Annotated in this window: 20 protein-coding genes; 15 read left to right on the top strand and 5 right to left on the bottom strand. The window is 38.5% G+C overall.

Features of this window, described 5'->3' with window-relative positions; all coding sequences use genetic code 11:
* Positions 1-166: 166 nt before the first annotated feature.
* The 3 genes from PPA04_RS06470 to PPA04_RS06460 all read left to right on the top strand — a co-directional run bounded on the left by PPA04_RS06470 (position 167) and on the right by PPA04_RS06460 (position 2,298).
* On the top strand, positions 167-1,000 hold the full coding sequence (locus tag PPA04_RS06470) for a YitT family protein (protein WP_057785065.1): 834 nt from the start codon (positions 167-169) through the stop codon (positions 998-1,000).
* Between the two features lie 69 nt (positions 1,001-1,069).
* Positions 1,070-1,684: a histidine phosphatase family protein gene (locus PPA04_RS06465; RefSeq protein WP_057785064.1), complete on the top strand. Its 615-nt coding sequence runs from the start codon at positions 1,070-1,072 to the stop codon at positions 1,682-1,684.
* A 98-nt stretch (positions 1,685-1,782) separates the two neighbouring features.
* Positions 1,783-2,298 (top strand): hypothetical protein, encoded by a 516-nt coding sequence (locus PPA04_RS06460; RefSeq protein ID WP_057785063.1) that lies wholly within the window; start codon positions 1,783-1,785, stop codon positions 2,296-2,298.
* A 574-nt stretch (positions 2,299-2,872) separates the two neighbouring features.
* Here the strand turns inward: PPA04_RS06460 and PPA04_RS06455 are convergent.
* Entirely contained in the window at positions 2,873-4,729 is a 1,857-nt protein-coding gene (locus PPA04_RS06455) for an FAD/NAD(P)-binding protein (RefSeq protein ID WP_057784660.1), read from the bottom strand.
* A gap of 172 nt (positions 4,730-4,901) precedes the next feature.
* Between PPA04_RS06455 and PPA04_RS06450 the strand changes: the two genes are divergently transcribed.
* From PPA04_RS06450 to PPA04_RS06425, 6 genes are all read left to right on the top strand, one after another.
* Positions 4,902-6,353 (top strand): glycoside hydrolase family 1 protein, encoded by a 1,452-nt coding sequence (locus PPA04_RS06450; RefSeq protein ID WP_057784659.1) that lies wholly within the window; start codon positions 4,902-4,904, stop codon positions 6,351-6,353.
* A 571-nt stretch (positions 6,354-6,924) separates the two neighbouring features.
* Positions 6,925-8,577, top strand: a complete 1,653-nt coding sequence (locus PPA04_RS06445; RefSeq protein WP_057784658.1) for a peptide ABC transporter substrate-binding protein — start codon at positions 6,925-6,927, stop codon at positions 8,575-8,577.
* Between the two features lie 437 nt (positions 8,578-9,014).
* On the top strand, positions 9,015-9,734 hold the full coding sequence (locus PPA04_RS06440; RefSeq protein ID WP_057784657.1) for a gamma-glutamyl-gamma-aminobutyrate hydrolase family protein: 720 nt from the start codon (positions 9,015-9,017) through the stop codon (positions 9,732-9,734).
* A gap of 288 nt (positions 9,735-10,022) precedes the next feature.
* The gene (locus PPA04_RS06435; RefSeq protein WP_057784656.1) at positions 10,023-13,235 is read left to right on the top strand and encodes a YhgE/Pip family protein; all 3,213 of its coding nucleotides are present in this window, start codon (positions 10,023-10,025) and stop codon (positions 13,233-13,235) included.
* Between the two features lie 224 nt (positions 13,236-13,459).
* Positions 13,460-14,080, top strand: coding sequence for an HAD family hydrolase (locus PPA04_RS06430; RefSeq protein ID WP_057784655.1), 621 nt, complete (start codon positions 13,460-13,462; stop codon positions 14,078-14,080).
* Positions 14,081-14,107: 27 nt separating this feature from the next.
* The gene (locus PPA04_RS06425; RefSeq protein ID WP_057784654.1) at positions 14,108-14,341 is read left to right on the top strand and encodes a helix-turn-helix domain-containing protein; all 234 of its coding nucleotides are present in this window, start codon (positions 14,108-14,110) and stop codon (positions 14,339-14,341) included.
* A gap of 67 nt (positions 14,342-14,408) precedes the next feature.
* Here the strand turns inward: PPA04_RS06425 and PPA04_RS06420 are convergent, their stop codons facing one another.
* The 3 genes from PPA04_RS06420 to PPA04_RS06410 form a co-directional block, all read right to left on the bottom strand.
* Positions 14,409-14,807: a MarR family winged helix-turn-helix transcriptional regulator gene (locus PPA04_RS06420; RefSeq protein WP_057784653.1), complete on the bottom strand. Its 399-nt coding sequence runs from the start codon at positions 14,805-14,807 to the stop codon at positions 14,409-14,411.
* Positions 14,808-15,019: 212 nt separating this feature from the next.
* On the bottom strand, positions 15,020-15,424 hold the full coding sequence (locus tag PPA04_RS06415; RefSeq protein WP_057784652.1) for a helix-turn-helix domain-containing protein: 405 nt from the start codon (positions 15,422-15,424) through the stop codon (positions 15,020-15,022).
* A 76-nt stretch (positions 15,425-15,500) separates the two neighbouring features.
* Entirely contained in the window at positions 15,501-16,043 is a 543-nt protein-coding gene (locus tag PPA04_RS06410; protein ID WP_057784651.1) for a sigma-70 RNA polymerase sigma factor region 4 domain-containing protein, read from the bottom strand.
* A gap of 352 nt (positions 16,044-16,395) precedes the next feature.
* Between PPA04_RS06410 and PPA04_RS06405 the strand changes: the two genes are divergently transcribed.
* The 4 genes from PPA04_RS06405 to apf all read left to right on the top strand — a co-directional run bounded on the left by PPA04_RS06405 (position 16,396) and on the right by apf (position 20,038).
* Positions 16,396-17,652: a PTS sugar transporter subunit IIC gene (locus tag PPA04_RS06405; RefSeq protein WP_229923095.1), complete on the top strand. Its 1,257-nt coding sequence runs from the start codon at positions 16,396-16,398 to the stop codon at positions 17,650-17,652.
* A 101-nt stretch (positions 17,653-17,753) separates the two neighbouring features.
* Complete coding sequence (locus PPA04_RS06400) at positions 17,754-17,942, top strand: hypothetical protein (RefSeq protein ID WP_057784649.1); 189 nt, start codon at positions 17,754-17,756, stop codon at positions 17,940-17,942.
* Between the two features lie 24 nt (positions 17,943-17,966).
* Positions 17,967-19,151, top strand: coding sequence for a GNAT family N-acetyltransferase (locus PPA04_RS06395; protein ID WP_057784648.1), 1,185 nt, complete (start codon positions 17,967-17,969; stop codon positions 19,149-19,151).
* 266 nt (positions 19,152-19,417) lie between these two features.
* Entirely contained in the window at positions 19,418-20,038 is a 621-nt protein-coding gene (gene apf, locus PPA04_RS06390) for an aggregation-promoting factor (RefSeq protein WP_057784647.1), read from the top strand.
* A 100-nt stretch (positions 20,039-20,138) separates the two neighbouring features.
* Here the strand turns inward: apf and PPA04_RS06385 are convergent, their stop codons facing one another.
* Entirely contained in the window at positions 20,139-21,596 is a 1,458-nt protein-coding gene (locus tag PPA04_RS06385; protein WP_057784646.1) for an NCS2 family permease, read from the bottom strand.
* A 313-nt stretch (positions 21,597-21,909) separates the two neighbouring features.
* Here PPA04_RS06385 and PPA04_RS06380 point away from each other — a divergent pair, with 313 nt between their 5' ends.
* Both PPA04_RS06380 and PPA04_RS06375 read left to right on the top strand, forming a co-directional pair.
* Positions 21,910-23,283 (top strand): MATE family efflux transporter, encoded by a 1,374-nt coding sequence (locus tag PPA04_RS06380; protein WP_057784645.1) that lies wholly within the window; start codon positions 21,910-21,912, stop codon positions 23,281-23,283.
* A gap of 12 nt (positions 23,284-23,295) precedes the next feature.
* Entirely contained in the window at positions 23,296-23,484 is a 189-nt protein-coding gene (locus PPA04_RS06375) for a hypothetical protein (RefSeq protein WP_057784644.1), read from the top strand.
* Positions 23,485-23,648 lie beyond the last annotated feature (164 nt).

Genomic DNA, 23,648 nt, shown 5'->3' with positions numbered 1-23,648 from the left:
ATTAATTTAGATTTTTAATAAAAGTAACGCTAATCATCCAGATGACTATCGCTACTTTTTTTGTACGTTTATATATTCATTAAAAATTATACACATCATTAGCTTTTTTTGCTTAAATTTGAGATAATTAATTTAAGAAAAATTACTTGGAAGGAAAGGTGATGTGATGAACAAACGCGAATTTCATTGGTTATCCCAAATGGGTTTAATAATTATTGCCCTCGAAATTATCGCCATTAGTATTAATATGTTCTACGCACCGCACAATGTTGCCTCAGGAGGAACCACAGGGATTGCCATTTTGCTGCACGAAAGTTTCGGTTTCAATATGTCACTTGTCGTCTTGATTCTAAATGTGGCAATGCTGGTGCTATCGTACTTTACTTTAGATAAAGCAACCACGCTGCGCATAACGTTTGGTAGTTTGTTTTTACCTATTTGTTTGGCATTAACACCCCAGATAAAATTGGTGAATGATCGATTGTTGGCTGTTATTGTAGGAGGCGCAATCTTTGCGGCTGGGGTGGCGCTTTTATACCATATCGATGCTTCCAGCGGTGGGACCACCGTACCGCCGCTAATTTTCAAAAAGTACTTTAATATTAAAACATCATTTGGATTGTTGGCCATTGATGGCTTGGTTTGTTTTTTCAACGTATTTGTTTCTGGGTTTGAAGCTTTCTTTTTGGCCATTCTTTCATCGGTGCTGACCATGTTCATCATGAACTATATTGAAACTGGTTTGGATCGAAAAAAAGTAATATACATTATGAGTGATGACAATTTAGATGATGTTAAACATAGTCTAGTCACTTTGATGGAAAAAGGCATGACTATTTTTGATGTCAAGGGCGGGTATACTGGTGATCAAAAGCAAATGCTGATGATTGTGGTTGAAAATGCGGAGTACCAACACATTTTGAATCAAATTCATGCCGTGGCCCCAGATGCATTTGCACTTGTTTACAATGTCGCAGAAGTTCGGGGTGGAAACCTTTAAAAGGGTTTTCAATTCTCGCTTAAGAGCTGTAGTATGGAATTAATAACTATAGATAAGTGGGGATAAAACATGACTGAACTTTACATTGTGCGACATGGTGAAACCCGAGGAAACATTATGGGATTTAAGCAGGGCCAGGTTGATGCCGAGCCTTCACAATTGGACGAGACGGGAATTAAACAAGCCGAGAACTTGCATGATCATTTTGATATTAGTTTTGCGGACCAAATTTTTGTGAGTCCATTGACACGAGCAAAAGATACGGCCAATTTGCTGAATAAGGGGCGCAATTTACCAATTCAAGTTGATGATCGTTTATTGGAAATTTCTTACGGTGACTGGGATGGTCAATATGATACGGATTTGAAGGCTAAATATGGTCAGTATTTCATTCCAGGAAGTAATGCAATTTATCCTGAGTACTATAAAGTCGCAAATGGCGAGAAATTTACGGATGTAGAAAATCGAGTGGCAGCATTTACTGATGAGATTTGCCAAAAATATACTGACCAAAAAATTGTCATTGTTACACATGGATTTACGGTGCGAAGTTTTGCACAAAATGCAGTGAAGGCAACGGATCCGTTGGCTTTTAAAGAGCCAATGAATTGCAGTGTGACAAAAATCGAAGTTGCTGAAGATGGACAACAAGGATTGTTTTATTATGGCAGGGTGTTTGAATAACTCCTAACTTGACTAGCCGTTACCAATTTAAATCAAAAATTGCCCACAAACCAGCAAGAAAATTAAATTCATAACTCACTAAGAAAAAGGAGAAACTCATGAAAAAAACAACAATATTGCTTCTTTCTTCCGCGTTCCTTTTATTGGGAGGATGTACGAATAATTCTGACAATTCAGAATCAAAAAATGATGCCACTAGTTCTTCGGTTTCTGTAACAACTTCTTCAAAAAGTAGTTCGAAAGCAAGTGGGAATAGTTCAAGTCAAGCTGTTGTTGGCGATGACGATATGGCATTGCTGAATAGTAGCTGGAAATATAATAAATTTACAGTTCATCAAATTGAGGCTGAAGTAGATGATGACCAAGTAGAAGTGAAAGTAGAGTGGGAACCTAAAACTGAAAAAAAGGCACCTTTTGCTAATTTTGGTCAGGTTAAAGTGACCCAAAATGGAAAAACTTTAAGTTCAGTTGAAAACGACGACGATATCGATGAAGGTGAAACGATACGTGATCTAGATTTAACGTATAATTTCGAAGGTAAAACTAATCCGATTAAAATCGAAATTACCTCAGCAGATGGTGAAAAGCATTCTGTTAGCTTTCAAATACAGTAAGTTGGGGCTTGAGGACAGCTTCACAAGTCAGTACCATCAAAATAAGCTGGGTTCCCAGCCAGGAATTCTCCTGACTTTCACCCAGCTTATTTTGATAGTACTTGCGACTTGTTCCGCTCACTACTTGAGGACAGCTCAACAAAGCAAACAAAGACCTATAAGAAAACCTCCCGCGGGATTTCGATCCCACTATCGGCACGCTTATATTGATGAGACTAAACGCCACAATCCGCTCACTATTTTAGGACAGCTTCACAAGTCAGTACCATCAAAATAAACAGGGTTCCCAGCCAGGAATTCTCCTGACTTCCACCCAGCTTATTTTGATAGTACTTGCGACTTGTTCCGCTCACTGCTTGAGGACAGCTCGAAAAAGCAAACAAAGACCTATAAGAAAACCTCCTGCGGGATTGCGATCCCGCCTCCGGTTCTCTTATAGGTCTTTGTTTTAACGCTTTTTCTCACTCACTGTTTTAGGACAGCTCGGCAAAATAAGAGAGAGCAGATAAGCATTCCTACTGCGGGGATTTCCCCGCATACGGCACACTTATCTGCTCTCTCTTACCATTTTGCCTCACTCACTATAATTTAACATCTGGTTCGCTATCATATCCGCCATTCTCAAACGCACATCATTCACACTTGGAATTGGACTTCCATTTGTCAACCAATGACGTCCCTCCGTCGTAATTCCCCAAACATAAACGTTTGGCACCGGCACGCCATCACTATCAATTACTTCCGCCGTTTCCGTCGTCACATCCATTGCTCCCAACTGCTTCGTTGAGCCATCATTCAAATGCAATTCGTATGGTCTGGCCATTCCAGTTTTTAATAAGTCTTGAATCAACGGGTTCGTACTAATTCGAATATCAACTGATGCCAGTCGCGCCTCAATCACATCATTTATCTCAATTTTATGCTCAGGGAACCGTTTTGAATACGTAACAAAATGATCCTGATTGGTTTCTAACTGCAACTTTGGTCCCAGAATTTCTACGATACCCGCTTTTATCAACGCCAGGAGTTGTTCCAATCGTAAAATTGGTGGACCGACCGCCAAGAAACTGTTGAAACTATTAAAACCACCCAGAATATCTTTAGCATAGTCTTCATCCGAAATTAGTTTATAAGTAATGACTTTTCGGATATTTGTTCGTAGTTCACGCAAAGTATCCATTGCACTTGCAAACGGACTCGTTTTGTTTCCCCGTTTAGCCTCAGCAATATCATGTTCCAAATAAGCCAGCATTAATTTTTGAAATGCTTTGTCAGTTTTGACATCCTGATCAGGGTGCGCTAAGTGCTTCCAGTCTAGGCGATCATCCTTAGCAATGCCATAATCGTCTAAAACTTGGGCAGATAACGGATCCTTTTGAAACGCCTGTTCAAATTCATGGGAACTTATTCCGGTATAGTTGGTTGCCACCAATTTTGTATAGTAGGTGCATGCCGCGTCGGAATAGATATAATCGAGAAATTGTTGACCACTCATTTGTTCCTGATTTTCAATCATATGAGCAACTAATTGATTGGATAAGAAGTACAGTGGCCGTGTTTCACCCACAACTTTTTGATCCATACCGCGTGCGTGATAAGGGAAGCCCCGTCCAGAACCAGCATAGATTTTTGGCTCTTCACCCGATGCATGATAGGTGAGCGTGTCGTCGGCTTCACGATGGAATTTACCGCCACGATGTTGAGTCAACATAATCATGGCGTCCATAAAATTCAGACCAAGACCGCGCAATAAAACAGAGCTGTGAGCTGGAATTTTAGCAAAGTCCTGCTCTGCCGGGTAACCGGTTCTTAAGTATGTGAGCTGATGAGCATGGGCAAACTGGGCCAAGTTCTTTTCAGAAGTAGAAAGCTCTGACATGCCTTCTCCAAGGGCCATCGAAACACCATCAAAAGTTTCAGCCGCATCATCAAAACTCAATTTATACGTATGATGGGTTAGGCGGGCAATACTGGTCACGGCCGTTTTGTGAAAAATAATGTGAATCGTTTTTGAAACTTGTTTGTGGAGTTCTTGATAAAACCATTCTTGATAGACACCAAATAGCGCCCGACTTGCGTAACTTTCTGGCGTTAAATGAGAAATCTCTTTCAGTAAATACTGCGATTTTTTATAATTGTTTTCTTGTATGAACCGAGAGCCCGCTCGCCGCGCCCATTCGAGCAACGTTGGTCCGGGAACACTTGGACCCTCCATTTCAATCGTATGATCGGTAAATAAAGTGATTTTTGCTGCCAATGAATTCATCAAGAGTTCATGTGGTTGATCAGGTTGCCAAACACGGCCGGCAATTCCCGCCGGGTCGAATAAATGGATCTCGATTTCCGGAACAGAAACCTTTTTGTTCCAGGCTAAAATGCGTTCCAGAGCCATTAAATTTCGGGGCCCAGCACCAATTAGAGCTAGTTTCATGATAAATCACCGCATTCCTATAGTTTTGTCTTTCTCCCATATAGTAGCACAGAAAGAGGTAAAAAGACGTGGTAAGCGCAAGAGGGAAATAAAGTTGACAGCGCTTTCTAAAAACGGTTACACTAACCTATGTAAATATAAATGTAAATTAATGTAAACAAGGAGGAAACTAATGACAACAGAATTTCCAAAGAACTTTTTATGGGGTGGTGCAACAGCAGCCAACCAAATCGAAGGTGCATGGGATGTTGATGGTAAAGGAGTCAGTGTCCAGGATTTGCTAACTGGAGGTACGGTGGATAAACCGCGGCACTTCACCGCTAAAGTGGATCCAGATGCCTATTATCCGTCACATACCGCAAGTGACTTTTATCATCACTATAAAGAAGATATCAAATTACTTGCAGAGATGGGCTTTAAAGTTTATCGTTTATCAATTAACTGGACGCGAATCTTTCCTAATGGGGATGATGAAAAGCCTAATCAAGCAGGTATTGATTTTTATCATAAAGTTTTCCAAGAATGTCACAAGTATGGAATTGAACCACTAGTTACAATTTCGCATTATGAAGTGCCTTACCATTTAACTGCAGCTTATGGTGGTTTTTCAAGTCGAAAAGTAATTGACTTCTTTGAAAATTATTGCCGTGTCTTATTTGAATCTTATAAGGATGAAGTGCATCTTTGGCTGACTTTCAATGAAATTAATACAGCGCTGATGTTTGGCGGTGGTTATATTCAAGCCGGTGTGCCCGTCAAAGATGGAAGTTCGATTTTTGACCGTGTGACGAAAGAACAACGCCAAAACGCATTTCAAGCTGTGCATAATCAGTTAGTTGCAAGTGCTAAGGCTGTGAAACTTGCCCATGAAATTAATCCAGAAAATAAAGTCGGTTGTATGATCGCAGGTTCTGAAGTTTACCCATTAACACCGGATCCTAAAGACGTTTTACTAGCACAACAACAGACTGAAATGAACAATTTCTATTGTGGAGATGTGCATGTCCGTGGAACCTATCCAGCATTTGCCAAAAAATATTGGCGGGATAATGATATTCATTTGGAAATTGACCCAAGCGACGCCAAAACATTGAAGGATGGAACGGTTGATTTCTATAGTTTTAGTTACTATTCATCTGGTGCAGTAACCATTCATCCTGAAAAACAAGAAAAGGTGAATGGCAATATGTCGTCAGGGACCAAGAATCCTTATTTGAAATACAGTGACTGGGGCTGGAGTATGGATCCTGAAGGCTTGCGGATTTATTTGAACCAGGTTTATCAACGGTATCAAATTCCATTGATGATTGTGGAAAATGGTCTGGGTGCTTATGACAAGGTTGAGGCAGATGGTTCAATTAATGATGATTACCGAATTGATTATTTGCGTGGTCATGTCGAAGCTATGAAAGAGGCACTAGATGATGGTGTTGATTTGATTGGTTACACGCCATGGGGATGCATTGATTTGGCATCTGCAAGTACGGGACAGATGTCGAAACGTTACGGATTTATTTATGTGAATCGCCATGATGATCAAACAGGGGATTACTCAAGAACACCGAAGAAAAGTTTTTATTGGTATAAAAAAGTGATTGAAAGTAATGGAAAAGAAGTAGAGTAAAAAAAGGGTGGATAGCTTTTGAGCATTAGCGTATGCTAAGCTCAGAAGCTGCCCTTTTTTATGTTTTCGCAAACAAAGATTGAAAGTGTCTAACCAATTTTCAGTACCAGACAATCTCACCAAAAACACGAGATCGTTTTCATGAACGTTTTCAAGTTTCAAAAATAATTTCCAAAAATTTAGGTTTTTACTTGACTTACAATAAGTAATTGGATAATCTAAGTAGTGAAATAACCAAACAGAAAGGAAGATAGTTATGATGAAGTTACAAATGCAAATTGAATGTTGCGAAGCATGTTGTCAAAACAACATGGTTATTTGTGTGGCTTCAAACTGTAATTGTCTTTCGCAAAAATGGGCCTAGTTTTTTAACATAGGTCAAAGTGAAGCCGACTAATTGCGCAATGCAGTTAGTCGGTTTTTTGTTTGGTATTTGAAGGGACGTGATGTTGGATGTCACCAGGTTGTTGTCCGTGTTCAATGAAAATAGATTTAAAAAGTAGGCAAAGAATTTCGCGTAATTGAAGTACAAAGAGATTTCTAAAATAATTTTTTAGGGGAGTTAGATCATATGAAGAAAAAATGGACACTTTTAGCCACTGTATCAGCTGCACTAGTATTGGTGTTAGCTGGTTGTGGTAATCAGAGCAGTACAGGTGGTTCCGGGAAATTAGCTACAAAGCAAGTACTTAATTTATCAGCCGATGCACCGTTGGATACAATCGATATTGCGAAAGCAACAGGTTATGGACAAACTGGAAACGTATTTGAAAGTCTTTATCGATTAGGCAAAAATGGTAAACCAATCGCAGGACTGGCTTCATCAGGTAAAGTTTCAAAAGATGGTAAAACTTGGACATTCAAAATCCGCAAAAATGCAAAATTTAGCAATGGTCAAAAAATTACCGCTCAAGATTTTGTTTATTCTTGGCAACGGACTCTGAACCCAACCACGAAGTCACAATATGCATACTTATTCTCAGGTATTAAAAATGCGGATCAAATTAGTTCCGGAAAATTGAAGCCTTCAAAATTGGGTGTTTCGGCACCTGATAAGCAGACTTTCGTAGTTAAGTTAGACGAACCAATTGCATATTTTAAAGTTCTGATGACATATCCATTATTCTCACCGGTAAGTAAGAAAGTTATTGAAAAGTACGGTAGTAAGTATGCGACAACGTCTAAATATATGGTTTATACAGGTCCATTCAAGATGACTGGTTGGAAGGGTACCAATGATCACTGGTCATTTGTGAAAAACAATCAGTATTGGGATAAGAGTAAGGTTAAATTGAGTAAGATTAACTATTCTGTAAATGAAAATCCTTCAACAATTTTGAGTTTGTATCAATCCAAGAAATTGGATATGGCACAGCTTTCAAGTACTCAAATTAAAAACTTTAAGAACAATTCCGATTATCAGACTGTTCCGTATAGTATCACGCGTTTCTTAGCGTTCAACTTTAAGGCATCTAATTCAAGGGTTCGTAAGGCGATGAATAATAAACATATTCGTCAGGCAATTTCTTTGGCAATTAACCATAAGCAGTTGATTACAAAGGTTATTGGCGATGCTTCAACGACACCAAAGGGTTTTGTACCAACTGATTTGGCTAATGATCCCAAGACGGGTAAGGACTTTGCAGATGAGGCTTACCTGAAAGGAACTGTTAATTATGACAGTACAAGAGCCAAAAAACTTTGGAAACAAGGGTTGAAGGAAATTGGCGTAAAATCGTTAAATGTGACTTTGATGTCGACGAATGATAATGATGACAAGAATATTTCTGAGTATTTCCAAGTACAACTACAGAATAAGTTACCTGGAATGAAAGTAAGCTTAGTGAATATTCCGGATAAGGTGGCTTATTCTCGTGCAGCGAAGGGTGACTTTGATATTTATGTGTCGGGTTGGGGTGCAGACTTTACAGACCCAATCTCGCATTTACAGGTATTAACGACGAATAGTGGTTATAACTATGGTAAGTGGAATAATAGTAGTTATGATGCGTTAATTAAGAAGGCCCAAAATTCGGATGCGAATAATAAGAGTAAACGTTGGGCGGATATGATTAAGGCGGATCAATTGGTGGTTAAACAGGCGGCAATTGCACCGTTGTATCAAACAAATTATTCATTCTTGATTAATCCAAAGGTGAAGAATGTGATTCACAATACGGCTGGTACGCAGTGGAATTATAAGACGGCGTATATTAGTAAGTAGTGAACGAAGCAAATCGGTAGGTTTAGATAATTAAGCGGGGTGGAGTCGGGATCGTAATCCCGCGGGAACCCCGCTTAATTATCTAAACCTGATTTGCGGAGTTGTCCTAAAGTAGTGAACTCAGAAGAACGGGAGTCAGAAGTCCCTAAGCGTAATGGAGGTGGGATCGCAATCCCGCAGGAATTATGCTTAGGCACTTGTAACTGTTCTTCTGAGTTGTCCTGAAGCTCAGCGAAAAAATGCAGTAGAAGGGCATGAAGGTGGGATCGTAATCCCGCAGGAATTACGCTTAGGCACTTCTGACTGTTCTTCTGAGTTGTCCTAAAGCTCAGCGGAATTAAATAAGTAGCAACTAAAAGCACCAAGTCAGTCACAAATTGATGGTGACCAGGGTTGGTGCTTTAGTATACATAACAATCACAAACGGAGGAAGAAATATGAAACCAAGAATTGGCATCGTGGGCAACGTGTTCACTGGTGATTCGGAAATCTTTTATCATAATCACGCAACTTATACGTTCCAAGGCAACATTGATGCAATTACGCAAGCGGGTGGTTTGCCGGTGGTTATTCCGATTCAGTCAGAAGAACTGGCAGGAGAGTACTTTGAAAATATTGATGGATTGTTTTTGCCAGGTGGCCAGGATGTCACCCCCAGTTTATACGGTCAAGAACCGGATCCGCTACTAAAAACAACCTCTTTGAAACGGGACAAGTTTGAGCTGGCCTTATTTAAATTAGCGTGGGAGACTCACAAACCGATTCTTGGGATTTGTCGTGGGGTGCAATTAATCAACGTTGCACTGGGTGGGACCTTGTATCAAGATCAGTCGCTCATGAAACGATCAGTTACTGTTGAACATGATCAAGCTCCTGAGTTTTTGGGAAATGTGGCTACACATGTCGTTAAGGTTGATGGTAATCTTCAAAAAGTTCTGGGCAATAAAATTTTGGTAAATTCATTGCACCATCAGATGATTAAACAACTAGCAAAACCTTTAGAAAGTTTGGCACGGGCAGAAGATGGTGTTATTGAAGCAGTCCAATCAAAGGATGCCGTTCATCCGTTACTGGGTATTCAGTGGCATCCAGAAATGATGCTTGATCATCCCGAAATGCGGGCAATTTTTACAAATTATTTGAGCTTGTTCGACTGAATTATAAGTTTTTTATGTTTCAAATCAACCGCTTTGTCACTTATCTTGTGAAAAGAGTGATAAGCGCCGGTAATATGGTGTTTTCATTTGTTTTCATTTGTTTTCATAAAATAATTCATAATATTTTTCAAAATAGTTCAAGGCCTTATCTAATTAAGGTTTTGGACTATTTTTGTTTGAAATAGACAATTAACTAAAATAAATTGGCTTTTGACGATTTCTTTAGCAAATATTAAAGTTTTAACTTGTAAGTGATTTGATTACGTGAAAAACAGGAGATGGCAAGAGATGATTTTTAAGAATTGGGAACCGCGAACGAAAAGATGGAGTTTTTTGGTGTTAGCTCTTTTAATTCCAATTTTATTGACAGGTCTTATTTTTAGATACATCAATTCTTCGCAGGAAACGCATACCACTAATACAAATGTGGCGGTTGTGAACAACGATCAATCAGCAAAATTTCAGAATACAAAGGTGAGTGCTGGAAAACAAGTCATCCAAAATCTGAGTCATAATAATCAGGTTAAATGGCACTTTGTTTCTGCCAGCAAGGCCAAAAGAGAAATGAAGAAGGGTCATTATTTGATGACCATTATCATTCCAAAAAACTTTTCTCAAAATATTACTACTGCTTTGGACAAGAATCCCAAAGCTAGTAATTTAAAGATTAAACTCTCCAAACATAATAGCTATGTGTCACAGGTGATTAATGAACAGGTTGCTAGTCAGGTTAAAACTGAGGTGGTATCAAGCATTCAAAAATCCTATGACAAAACATTGCTTTCTTCAATTAATGAACTCGGAACTGGTATCAAGAGTGGTTCTAATGGTGTGAAGAAATTGAAGAACGGTGTGGTTCAATTAAAGGATGGTAATGCTAAAGTTGATCGAAACTTACATGTTTTGGCAACAAGCATGATTACCTTTGAAAGTGGCACCAAGAAACTCAGCACGGGCATTGATACATATACCGCTGGTGTCGATACTTTGGCTAAAGGTAGTAAGGCCCTTGCAAGTGGTTTAAGTGAAATGAAATCAAAAACGGCTCCTCTAGCAAGTGGAGTTCAGAAATTAACTACTGGGGCAAAACAGTTGAATACCGGAGTAAAGAGTTATACTGCCGGCGTGTCCAAAACCCAATCAGGAGCTGGTCAACTTAGCACGGGTTTGGCTCAACTTTCAGATAAAACTGTGGCCTTGCCATTAGGCGTTTTACAGTTATTCAACGGTTCTTCACAAGTCTCAGCCGGCTTAAAAACTTTATCAAGTAAAACCGGTGCATTGGCTAGTGGCGTGGGACAGTTAAGTTCAGGTTCCAAAAGTCTAGCGTCTGGGGTGACTTCATATACGAATGGTGTCACTAGTTTAAATGGTGGATTGAATACATTAAGTGCCAGCTCATCAACCTTGAATAGTGGTTCGGATTCCTTACTTACAAGTGCAACTCAGCTTTCCCAAGGAGTCTCACAATTAAATACCGCCGCTGGTCAGGCCAATGAGCAAATTGCAGAAATGCAACAATTATTGGAAACTGATTCAGCAGCGATGGAAAGTTTGAAAGATGCGCCAACCACGATTGCGAGCGCACAGCAATTACAAACTAAGTTGCAAGAATTAGAACCGGTTTTAAAACAACTTTCGAGCTTAGGCAGTGTCTTATCTGAGTTAAGCGATGCACAAAGCAGTTTAACAGATGTGAACAGCGCCTTTGAAAGCTTAGATAGCGCATCAAGTGCCTTAACTGATGCAGCAACAAAGGCGAAGACTTCGGCAACTGATAGTCAAAAAGTGGCGACCATTTTAAGCGGGGTTGATACTTCCAACTTAAGTAGCACGGATAAGGCAAAAATTACCGAAGCTAAAAGCCAGGCCACAGACAGTGCTACAAACGCTGCCGCTTCAGCTAAAGAGATTGCAACTACCGGGACTAGCTTACAAAGCCTAAGTAGCGCAAAAGATAAAATAAGTAGTTTGGCTACAACTCTTGGCAAGCTCAACATTGATAGTAGTACAACCACTGCCATTTCAAGCTTGAGTAGTGTTGTGAGTCAAGCGGATGAATTGTTATCATCACCATTAATGAGTGATACCACGGTTCAAACTTTGGAATCTCTTGAAAAACAGTTACCAACGTTAAGTGACAATTTAGATGATTTCAAACAATTTACTGCAGGAGTGACACAATTAAACGATAAAGTAAATGGTGAAAACTCATTAGTTTCTGGTGTGACAACCTACACAACGGGGGTTTCTAAATATACCGCTGGAGTTAGTTCAGCTAGTAAAGGTGCTTCACAACTGGCCGCTAGTAATAGTAGCCTGACCTCAGGAGCGACTCAAATGCAAGCTGGTTTGAGCTCTTTAAACAGTCAAGTACCAAGTTTAACAAGTGGTGTCACCCAACTCAGTAATGGATCCAGCCAAGTAACTACAGGACTTTCAACGTTGAATGGTCAGGTACCTAGTTTGGTAAGTGGTGTTAGTCAATTGAAGGCGGGTTCAAGCAAATTAACAATTGGTTTGACCACTCTGAAGAATAATTCATCCAAGCTGAATTCTGGATCACAACAATTAAGTACAGGTTTGCAAACGTTGAATAGTCAGGTGCCCACTTTGGTTAGTGGCGTAACGCAATTATCAACCGGGGCAAATAAATTGGTTGCTGGTGGAACCAAATTAACTAAGGCAAGTTCTCAATTAACCAGTGGTGCTAATCAGTTAGAATCTGGTGCTAAAGAAGGTAAAACAGGTGCTGATCAGTTAGCCAGCGGTTCTGATCAAGTTCAAGATGGACTTAAGACAGCGACACTTGGAATTGGGTTATTAAACTCTAAATTACAAGATGGTGCCCAACAGGTTCAAAATGTGAATGCGGAACCTGAAAATGTAAACCACTTTGTGAATCCAGTTAATCAGGATCAGACTTTAGATTCAGTGGGCTCAGTTAAAAATATGTTTGCACCGTTGGTTGTTGCGATGATTTTGTTCATTGCGGCTATTCTCAATCAATTAGGTCAGTACGCGCGTCGTAAGGGTCATCGTCATAACGGGTTTGGGTTATCAAACAATATGTTGCTCTTATTGACTTTGCTTCAAGTGGTTGGTGTTCTAGCATTTGTTGCCATTGATGGTATTCAGGTGATTCATCCAGTTGAATTGGTGTTTGCGGCCGGTGTTAGTGCGATGAGTTTTACAGCGCTGTGTGTGTTCATCGATTTATTATTTGGTGCACCGGGAATCCTGTTCTCACTAGTTCTAATGCTAGTCCAGTTAGCAGGTGTCTTGTTACCAACATCGATGCTGACTACCGTTTATCAAGCAATTTCAGAATTATTGCCAGTGACACATGCCATGAGCGCGTTTAACTACGCAATTAATGGTGTCGGTAATGGCATGCTATTACAAAGTCTCATTGTGTTACTTTATCCAGTTGTCATTGGTGGTATTTATTATTTTGTTTCCCCACAAACAAAACATGGTTTAAGGAAAGTAAAAGACTAAATGGGCTTTAAATGAAAGAACTGAAGAAAAGTTGAAACAGCTGTCGTAAAGCAGTTTACCAATTCACTTTTCTTCGGCTCTTTTTGATTTAAATGCGTATTTATAAAGGACAGCGGCAGAAAAAGGAAACAATTAAAAAAATTTCAAAATCAGCATTGAGAGAAATCGCTTACTTATGATATAATGCATTGTTTGTTTCATTTGAAAGTAGAGGGGGGCTAGATATGTACCAGGTTATTTTGTTTGACGTGGATAATACGCTTTTAAAAACGGATGTAGCTGTATGGGAAACGGTGAAAAAAGTCTTCGGGCGATTGGAAATTCCAGTATCGGAAAAGCAAACACGCCGACTTATGGGACTGTCAGCGGTTGAGATCTTCGAAAAACTGGGTGCACCTAATCCAAAACAAACTGTTCAAGATTATGGAGAAGAATTTTTGAAGCACCAGGATTTAGTGAGTGTTTTTCCAGGAGTGAACGAACTTTTTAAGACTTTGCAAGCAAAAGGCATTTCTATCGGAATCGTCACTTCTAAGACCAAGTATGGTTGGCAAACACAGGTTGCGCAATATGGATTTACGAAGTATGCTGAGCAAGTAGTTGTGGCAGAAGACACCAAGCAGCATAAGCCGAATCCAGCACCTTTAATTGCAGGAATGAATAAGTTTCCTCAGGTGGCTAAGAATCAGTTCTTGTATATTGGTGATGCCCAATATGATATGCAGGCAGCACATGCGGCTGGAATTGATTTTGGTAATGCCAAATGGGGCGCAATTCCGAGCGCTGATTTTGCAAAAGCAGATTACGTTTTTGAAGAACCATTAGATTTATTGAAAATTCTATAAAATAGTTAATTAAATGGAGGAGCAACAATGGATAAGCAAGTAGCTACGGACGACGAAGGAATTAAGGTACAAGTAGCAAAAGAACTAGTACAGTTTAGAATTCGCAATGGCTATACCCAGACTCAATTAGCTGAAAGAGCTGGCAAGCGCCAGTCGCAAATTGCGCGTATGGAAAGTGGTCGCGCAAATGTTTCATTTAAAACTTTAGATGAGATTGTTAGTCGTGCGGGCGGAAAAATTGCCATCAAGATTGTTGATTAAAAATGCATACAAAAGAAGAGGCTAGGAAAAATGTTTTCCGGGCCTCTTCTTTTGTTTCCTGTAATGGTTAGTTTTTTAAGTCATCCTTTAATAAAGAGTCAATCTGAATTTTTAGTTCAGGGATCCGGTCATTTAAAAAATTATTAACTGTTAATGCAAGTTGTTTTCCCGCTGGTGTTATATTTAACCAGTGTACTCGATGATCTTTGCTATCAGCATGATCTACCATATAATTTAAATTGAATAAGACTCGAATTTTACGAGAAATTGCCGGTGAACTTGATTCAAAATGCCTACTGACTTCGCTTACACTGGCTTTTTTGCTTTCGAGTGACAAAATATAAGCCATTATTCGATATTGCTCAAAACTAATTGAATAGGCGGTTTTTAAATGACTATCCATTTGAAGAAACACACGATATATTTTTGAGAAGTTGGTAAATTCCAAAGGATTTGTGCGTTGCATAACATGTCCTCTTTCTGTATATTAATTATGCCTTGAAGATATTATTGCCAGATAATATTCAACGCCGTTAATGTAATTGAACCACAACTATGTTAGTCTTTGCAAGCGGATAACTTAAATGTTTCCAAATAGTTATATAGTTGACTAATTGTCTAAAAACAAAAATTTGGTATTACTAAAATTTCACAGCAATACCAAACTAAATTCTATGACTATTTATTATCATTCTTAATTGTATTTGAAAGAAGAACCAATATTTTTGTTTCGAGATCAGGCAGTCCCGAATCTACAACGATTTTAATATCGTGAATAATTGCATTGCCTTTTTGAGCTAGCGTGATCCAATGTGTCCGACGATCCTCACCTGAGACATGATCTTGAATTAAATTTTCTTTATATAGCACACTAACTTTTCGTGAGGTGGCTGAATTGTTAGAATGAAACTGTTTGGCCAGAGCACTCACAGTAGTTTGTTTAGGATAGATATTCTTAATAAAATCAAGAATGCGAAATTGTTCAAAACTTACAGAAAATTTTGACTGCAAATCGGTATCAACCTTTTGAATCAGTGCTGAAATTGTAGAAATCGTCTCGTAATCAGAATGACTAGTAGCCATATAGTTTCCTCCTCATATCAATATCCATGCGTATCATATATTTTAATCCCTATATATATTAACATTGTTAAACGAATTATTGGTTACTTTTTGAAATATAAGCAAGTGCTTTGTTTCCAACAGTGCGTCGCCAGTTGGATACGCATTGGCGTGTGACATGATGCTTTTTTGCGATTTCTGAACCTTTTAGTTGCAAAACATAGCAGTCTATCAGAAACAGCCGTTCAGATTTTGTACAGTTTTGATAAAGATGTCGAAATAATTGATCATGATAAATATCCTCATAGGCATGATCTAAATTTGATTGAACTTGTGAATTTAGTGCGTCTTGATCACTTTGGATGCGTTCAGTATGTCGATTTGTTTGGCGAATTAAGTCCAAAAGACGCCAATAAACAGCTTGATAAGCAAAAACTCTAAATTTTTCCAAGTTTTGCTCAATGTTATCTGGATAACGAACATAGGCCTGAACAAAAGAAAGTGCCCCTTCCTGAATGAAGTCATCGTAATTTGGATGAAAAGGCATTATGTGTAATCTTTTAGCAGCTCCGTAAATAATTTTTTTGTTATTGTCTGTGTATAGCAGTTTGAAACCAGCTTGTATTGAATGTTTTTCCAATTCTTGAATCTCCTTATAAACTAAGATCCAAGGGCCCTTGGTCATTAAATAGCATATATAAAAAAGAAATAGTGAGAAACTGGAAAAAATGCGTAGCGCTTTGGAGGTAAAACGCTGCAATCGGTCCAGAATAAAAAAATTGGGAAAATATCTGTGTTTAAAATTACGTGTACGGATAAATAAGGATCAATAACGGTACTAAAGGTATATACCTTTGAATAAATGACTTACTAGTAGGATATTTATTTCAATTGTTCATAAATATTACGTTTAATTAACTAAACATTCTTTGAAAGGGCTTACATTTTGCTGAGGAGCTTCTATACTTGGCATGTAATTTAATTATGGGAGGGTGATTATTTTGAAGAATTTTATGAATTGGATTCAAAACGTGTTAATGCCACCTTTAGCAAAAGTTGGTAATAACAAATATCTGGTTGCGGTTCGTAACGGGTTAGTTATGACACTTCCAGCGGTTATTAGTGGGTCGGTATTTTTAATTATTGGAAATATTCCAATACCAGCATGGACCGCCTTTATGAAACCATACATGTCTGCCATCAGTGTGGCGGTTAACGGATCATTTGGTATTATTTCATTGTTATCGGCGATTGGGATTGGCTATGAACTTGCCAAGAATTTAGATTTAGATGCGATCAATGGTGCAGGGCTTTCAACAATGGCCTTTGTGATTGTGTCGTTCAATAATAAGAATATCTTGGACACCGCTAATTTTGCGTCATCGGGATTATTTACAGCAATTGTTTGTGCGTTTGCGTCCGTACTGATATTAAATTTCTTTGTTAAACGAAATCTAGTGATTAAATTGCCAGATGGTGTCCCAACTGCAGTTAACCATTCGTTTGTTTCATTAGTTCCTGGTTTTGTGATTTTGCTCTTATTCTGGACAATTCGAGTTCCACTTCATTTTGACATCAATGTGTTCATTCAAAATATTTTCCACCCATTGCTTTTTGCGATGAATAGTTTACCTGGAATTATGTTCTATACACTGCTAGTTAGTTTACTTTGGGTTGGTGGTATTCATGGCGATATGACCTTAGAAGGAATTGCCGATCCTATTTTTCTACAATTTTTAACTGCCAATGCCACTGCATGGTCCCATCATCAAGCAATTCCTTACATCACATCAACCGGATTTTCAAGTCTGTTTGTCAACGTAGGTGGTACAGGAGCCACGATTATGTTGGTTTTCTGGATGTTATCTTCTAAGAGTAAAACTTATCGCGAATTAGGAAAGGTTGCTTTTCCGAGTGCTTTGTTTGAAATTAACGAACCCGTTATTTTTGGATTTCCGGTTGTTATGAATCCAATTACGCTGATTCCATTCGTATTGTTACCTCAAATTTTAGTCGTCGGTACTTATGCATTGATGGCCTTACATCTATTAAGACCTGCTGTGACGATGGTTCCTTGGACAATGCCGCCGATTATTGGTCCTCTAATGGCAACTGGCTGGGATTGGCGTGCAGGAGTTTGGTCTGCAGTTGAATTAGTCATTGCAGCGGCAGCATATTATCCATTCTTTAAAGTTGCCGAAAAACAAATGGTTGCAAAAGAAGTTCTAACTAACGCTGAAACGAACTAAAATGCTGACCTATTAGGCGTACTGATTGAAAAAAATAACAAATGTTTTGAATTTATTGTGAAATGTGAAATGCGCTGGCTTATAATATAGAAGGAAAAAATATGAAATCAGGAAAAATCATTTTATTAGGAATCATTGGAGCAGTTGTCATTGGTGCTTTGGCAATGTTTACGACTGTACTTAAACTGAGAGTCATTTCGTCACAGGTTTTGGTAGACATTGTGGGGATCATTATGTTCACAGCCTTTGGTTTCTATGTAGGCAAACTGCGAGAAAAAGCAAAGAAATAAAGAAAATAAGAAGGTGCCATCACAATGAGCGAAATTCATACACTTACCGCAAAAAATTTAGACGAGTTTTATCAGTTATATTTATACGCATTTAATAATCAGGATAGTGAAGAGCGACGCGCCTTCTTCAATGATCGTTATGAACATTCAAAAGTGTACGGACTTTTAAATGGCGATAAATTAAGCAGTGGCATGCTCAGTATTCCTTTCAAAGTTAATTTTCATGGTGTGACGTACAAGATGAATGGCATTGGGGATGTAATGAGTTATCCCGAATTCGGCGGGCACGGTGCAATTACTGCATTGATGCGGCAAGCATTTGCTGATATGCGTAGTGATGATGTTGCGCTATCCTATTTAGCGCCATTTTCCTATGAATTTTATCGCCGATTCGGTTACGAAGAAGTTTTTGATCGCGCTGTTTACAAAATTAAAAATACAGATTTACCACGTGTAAAGCTTTCGGAAGAACGCGGGCAGTTTTTGCGATTGCCGCTTGAAGACGCCATTTCATTAATTGATGAGGTTTATGAAAATAATGCCCAAAGTCGAAACGGCGGGTTAAAACGTGAGAATTGGTGGTGGCACTATCTAGGCTTAAAACACCCACGCTGGCAGGTTGGTGTTTACCTAGAAGATGGTCAAAATGCTTCAGGTTACGTGATTTATGAGGCAGCTGGTAATACGTTCAAAATTCAAGAAATAATGTATACCAATCAGTTAAGTTATCAATATTTGCAACGTTTTATATGCCAACATGAATCGATGTTTGAAGAGTTTGAGTACGCATCTGGAGATCCTAAAGGCTTTCCAGATGTCATGGCTAATCCGTATGTTGTGAATGTGAAAATTATGCCGTACATGATGGCCAGAATTATTAATCTGCAAAAATTTGTTGATACTTATCCATTTATTCAAAAGGTAAAATCGTTACGACTTGGCGTCAAAGATGAGCTGATTCCACAGAATAATGGTATTTGGCGGTTAAAAGTGAATGTAAATGGCACAAGCTTTGAGAAAATTAGCGAAAACGAGCGAAACTTAGCTGACATTCATCTTGATATTCAAAACTTAACTAAAGTGTTTATGGGTTATCGTCAGTTGATTCACTTAAAGCAAGTGGGAAAAATTACAGGTAATATTGAGTCAATTCAAAATCTGGGGCTTGCTTTACAGAGTGAATCACCCATGCTTTGGGATTATTTCTAGTAAAAATATAATAAAAAAGTGATTGAAAATCAGTAATTTACAAGAAATTACTGATTTTTTTGTGTTTTTGAAATGAATTTTGTCATTTTTATAATTAGATAACCATAGGCATTAGAAGCACTTTTTAGCTTCACGATTACAAAACATTGCAGAAAACGACTAAATAGATATCTTTTTGACATCCTTTTGTAAAAAAGAGGGGGTAACATAATGAGCATAAATTAAATAACAAACAACAAACACAACAAACAAGGAGAAAATCATACATGACATTAAGAAGCAAAATTACAAAATTTTCAGTAGCAATTTTATCAACAGTGACATTAGGTTCAACTATTTTAACAACAGCTGCAAATGCTGATGAAATTTATACAGTTAAATCTGGCGATACACTTTCAGGTATTGAATACAGTTTGAATAAAGATACTAACTATTCAAAATTAGCTAAAGCTAACAAAATCTCAAACGTTAACTTGATCTATGTTGGTCAGAAATTGTTGATCAAGAGCGATGGCGAAATTAAGGCAGCTACAAAGAGTGAAGTTAAATCAACTCCAACTGTCAAGAACATTTCTTCAACAACATCAAGTTCTTCAGCTGCAACAAGCTCAACTTCAAGTAACACAAGCAGTTCTGCATCAACAACCACTTCATCAACAAGTAGTAGTGAAGCAGCTGCAAAAGCTTGGATTGCTAACAAAGAATCTGGTGGCTCATACACAGCTACAAACGGCCAATACATTGGTAAGTATCAATTGAGCTCATCATACTTAAGTGGTGACTACTCAGCTGCTAACCAAGAAAAGGTTGCAAACTCTTATGTTTCATCACGTTACGGTTCATGGACCGCTGCTAAAGCATTCTGGGTTGCAAACGGCTGGTATTAAACTAAAATAGTTTAAACAGTAAGAAAAGATGTCGTTCGATCATTTGGATTTTTTAGTCCAAACGATCGAACGACATCTTTGTGTTTATTTATAATTTGAGTTAGGCAATGGCCAGCACTGTAAAGTTGATAACAAAAAGTGCGGACACAATCCAGATAAGTGGATGAATTTCTTTGGCTTTGCCAGTCACGGTTTTTACGATGCAGTAGAAGATGAATCCCGCTGCAATTCCGTAGGTGATGTTATAACAAAATGCCATAAAGATAGATGCCATAAATGCGGGAACTGCTTCGTTGAAATCTGACCAGTTAATTTTTTGAAATGAGCTCATCATCATGATTCCGACTATGATCAATGCTGGTGCAATTGCGGCATCTGGAATTACTGAAAGTAGTGGAGATGCAAAGCTACTGAGTAAGAATAGAATGGCAACGACGACACTAGTCAGGCCAGTACGGCCACCAGCACCAATCCCGGCGGAGCTTTCGACGTAGGTTGTAATGTTTGATGTGCCAAAGATTGAACCCACACCTGTTGCGATGGAATCTGCAAACAAAGCGCGATCTAGTTTGGAAGAGAAACCTGGTTTATCTTCGAGGTCTTTTTCATCTTCAGCAGAGAAAATTCCTGTTCGACGCCCGGTACCGATAAAGGTGCCAAGCGAATCAAAAATATCTGATAGACTGAAGGAAAGAATTGTCATTAATACTAATAGAATACGATGACCGTTCGTGAATAAAGAGCCCATTCCTTGTGAAGAAAAGGCCGCCAAAAAGGTTGTTTTTAATGCACCAATTGAATTGATTAACGAGTTAGCGCTTGAAATATGTAAATTTGTTACGCCCATGGGAATTCCAATCAGCGTGGTTAAAACAATTCCGATTAAAATACTTGCAGGCACTTTTTTTATTTGCAAAATCACGGTGATGGTAATTCCGATCAAAGCTAAAACAACGCTTGAATTGTTGAAAAGGGTTAGTGAAGGAGTAATCCCGCCATTTGAGACGACACTGGTCACCCCATGTGTAAAGTGGGTTACGGCTGAGTTATAAGCCTGCCCATTAATTGTGGCAATGCTACTGGAATCACTGGAAAACTGCAGGATGTTGGCATTCTTTAACCCCAAGTAAGCGATGAAAACACCGATTCCACCACTAATTGCCAGCTGAATAGTTTCAGGAATTGCTGTGATCAACATTTTTCGAATCTTGGTGATGGTAATCACAATGTTGATGACACCACAGAAAAATACAAGGGCTAAACCTTCTTGCCATGTAAAACCAAGTGACATGACAACGGTATAAGTGAAAAACGCTTGTAAGCCAACTCCAGGAGCTAACGCATAAGGGACATTGGCAAAGAGCCCCATGACGAGGGTTCCGGTAACCGAGGCAATAATCATAGCTAAAAAGACAGCTTGAGCAGGCATTCCAGTCTGACTGAGGACTTCTGGGTTAACGAATAAGATATATGACATTGCAAAAAATGTGGTAATCCCGGCAGTAATCTCGGTTGAAACTTTGGTGCCGTTTTTCTCTAAATCAAAAAACTTTGACATGAAATTTCCTCTTTTCTTATGATGTACGTTAATAATAACTGTTTTTAAAAGAAAATTCTAGGCTAAATACGTAAAATAATTAAATTGTTTTCTATAATGTTCGTGTTCTAAGCAAAACAAAATTGTTTAATTATCTTTATATAATATTTGAGAGTAAAAGTAAGAAAAGGAGTTTGTAGAGTAAAAGGTAGTAATTAAAAAAGTAAATTATTTCGTTGTAATTTGTATGAAACAAGTTATAGTATAGAACTAACTTAATTAAATGTAGAAACCGTTTTCTATACTGAAATTACGGTCAGAGGAGGCGCATAAAATGGACAATTCGCTCATTAAGGGCAGTCCAATTAAAGGGATCATCTTTTTTAGTATTCCGTTGTTTTTAGGAAATATTTTTCAGCAAATTTATACAATGTCAGATACTCTGATTGTTGGGCGAGCAGTTGGTGTCAACGCGTTAGCGGCAGTTGGTGCAACCGGAGGCTTAAGCTTTTTGATTATTGGATTTGCTCAAGGGATGACAACCGGTTTATCGATCATAACAGCGCAAGACTTTGGAAATGGTAATCTTAGAGGCGTAAAAAAGAGTTTTGCTAATAGTATTTGGATATGTGCTGGGATGAGTGTTATTTTAACAATTATAAGTGTGAGTTTGGCACGCCCGCTCTTGCAAGTCATGCAAACTCCTGCGGTCTTATTAAATGGTGCAGAAACCTTTATTAGTATTTTATTTGCAGGTGTTACGGTGACAATGTTTTTCAACTTGTTTTCAAATATGTTGCGGGCACTCGGAAATAGTCGCACACCACTGATATTTTTAATTATTGCGGCCGTTTTAAATGTTATTTTGGATATTGTTTTGATTATTGGATTAAATTTTGGCATTGCAGGTGCGGGAATTGCCACAGTGGTTGCGCAGCTGGTGTCTTGTATCATGTGTATTTGGTATATTAAACGTCGAATTCCCGAATTAAATGTGACCCGCGCTGACATGAAAATTGATCGTGCAATCATCAAACAAGAGCTTAAAATTGGTTTGCCAATGGGTTTTCAAGCTTCCATTATTGCGATTGGGTCCATTATTTTACAAGTATCGCTAAATGAGCTGGGACCGCAATCGATTGCGGCCTATACTGCGGCTGGTAAAGTTGACCAGCTTGCCACCCAGCCAATGGTTTCGCTTGGAATTACGATGGCTACCTTTACAGCCCAAAATTTTGGTGCTAAAAATTATGATCGTATTCTGATCGGTATTCGCCAATGTTTAACTGTAACGGTGGTTTACAGTGTAATTATTGCGGCTGTCATTATTTTAAACAGTCATGCGTTGGTCAACCTCTTTATTGGAAACTCGGAACCCCATGTGACAGAACTTGCCCAAACATATTTTTGGGTCGTTAGTACAAGCTATTTCCTCCTTTCTATTTTGTTTGTTGTACGGTATGCACTGCAAGGGCTTGGACAAAGTTTTGCACCAACCATGGCAGGGGTTGCAGAGCTGATTTCACGAATCTTTATTGGGGCTGTGATGGTGCCAATGTTTGGGTTTATTAGTGCATGTTTCGCCGGTCCACTGGCTTGGTTGGCTTCAAACGCGGTTTTGATTGTGTCATTTTTCCGAACGATTCGTAATTTGCGTGGTGCCAGTGGTTTGAAACGGGAAATACCAATTAATGATAAAAAAGAATAATTAGGAGAATATATGAAAATTTCAACTATCATACTGTTAATTTTAGATGCCCTTATTATTCTTGGGTTAGTAGGCGTCGTGATCAATCAAATCCGTCAAGGAGATTTGTCGGATCGATTTTGGATTGGCCTAGCGGGAATTATCGCATTTGGGTACTGTGGGCAGTATTTGTTTAAGTATTCAAAAACACCTAGAAAATAATAAAAAAAGATTGGGAAAAAAGGCGGTTAGATTCTGAGTATAGCCTAGACTAACGAATGATCCGTACTTTGGATCGTTCGTTAGTCGTAGCTAGGCGGAAGACCACGTTTTAGAAATAATATTTGAAGAAATAGACAGAGGGCGGGCAAAAACATTGTTTTTGC

The organism is Pediococcus parvulus (assembly GCF_007990205.1).
Classification (GTDB): Bacteria; Bacillota; Bacilli; order Lactobacillales; family Lactobacillaceae; genus Pediococcus; species Pediococcus parvulus.
The sequence above is the reverse complement of the archived record's forward strand: the minus strand, read 5'-3'. Positions and strand labels throughout refer to the sequence as shown.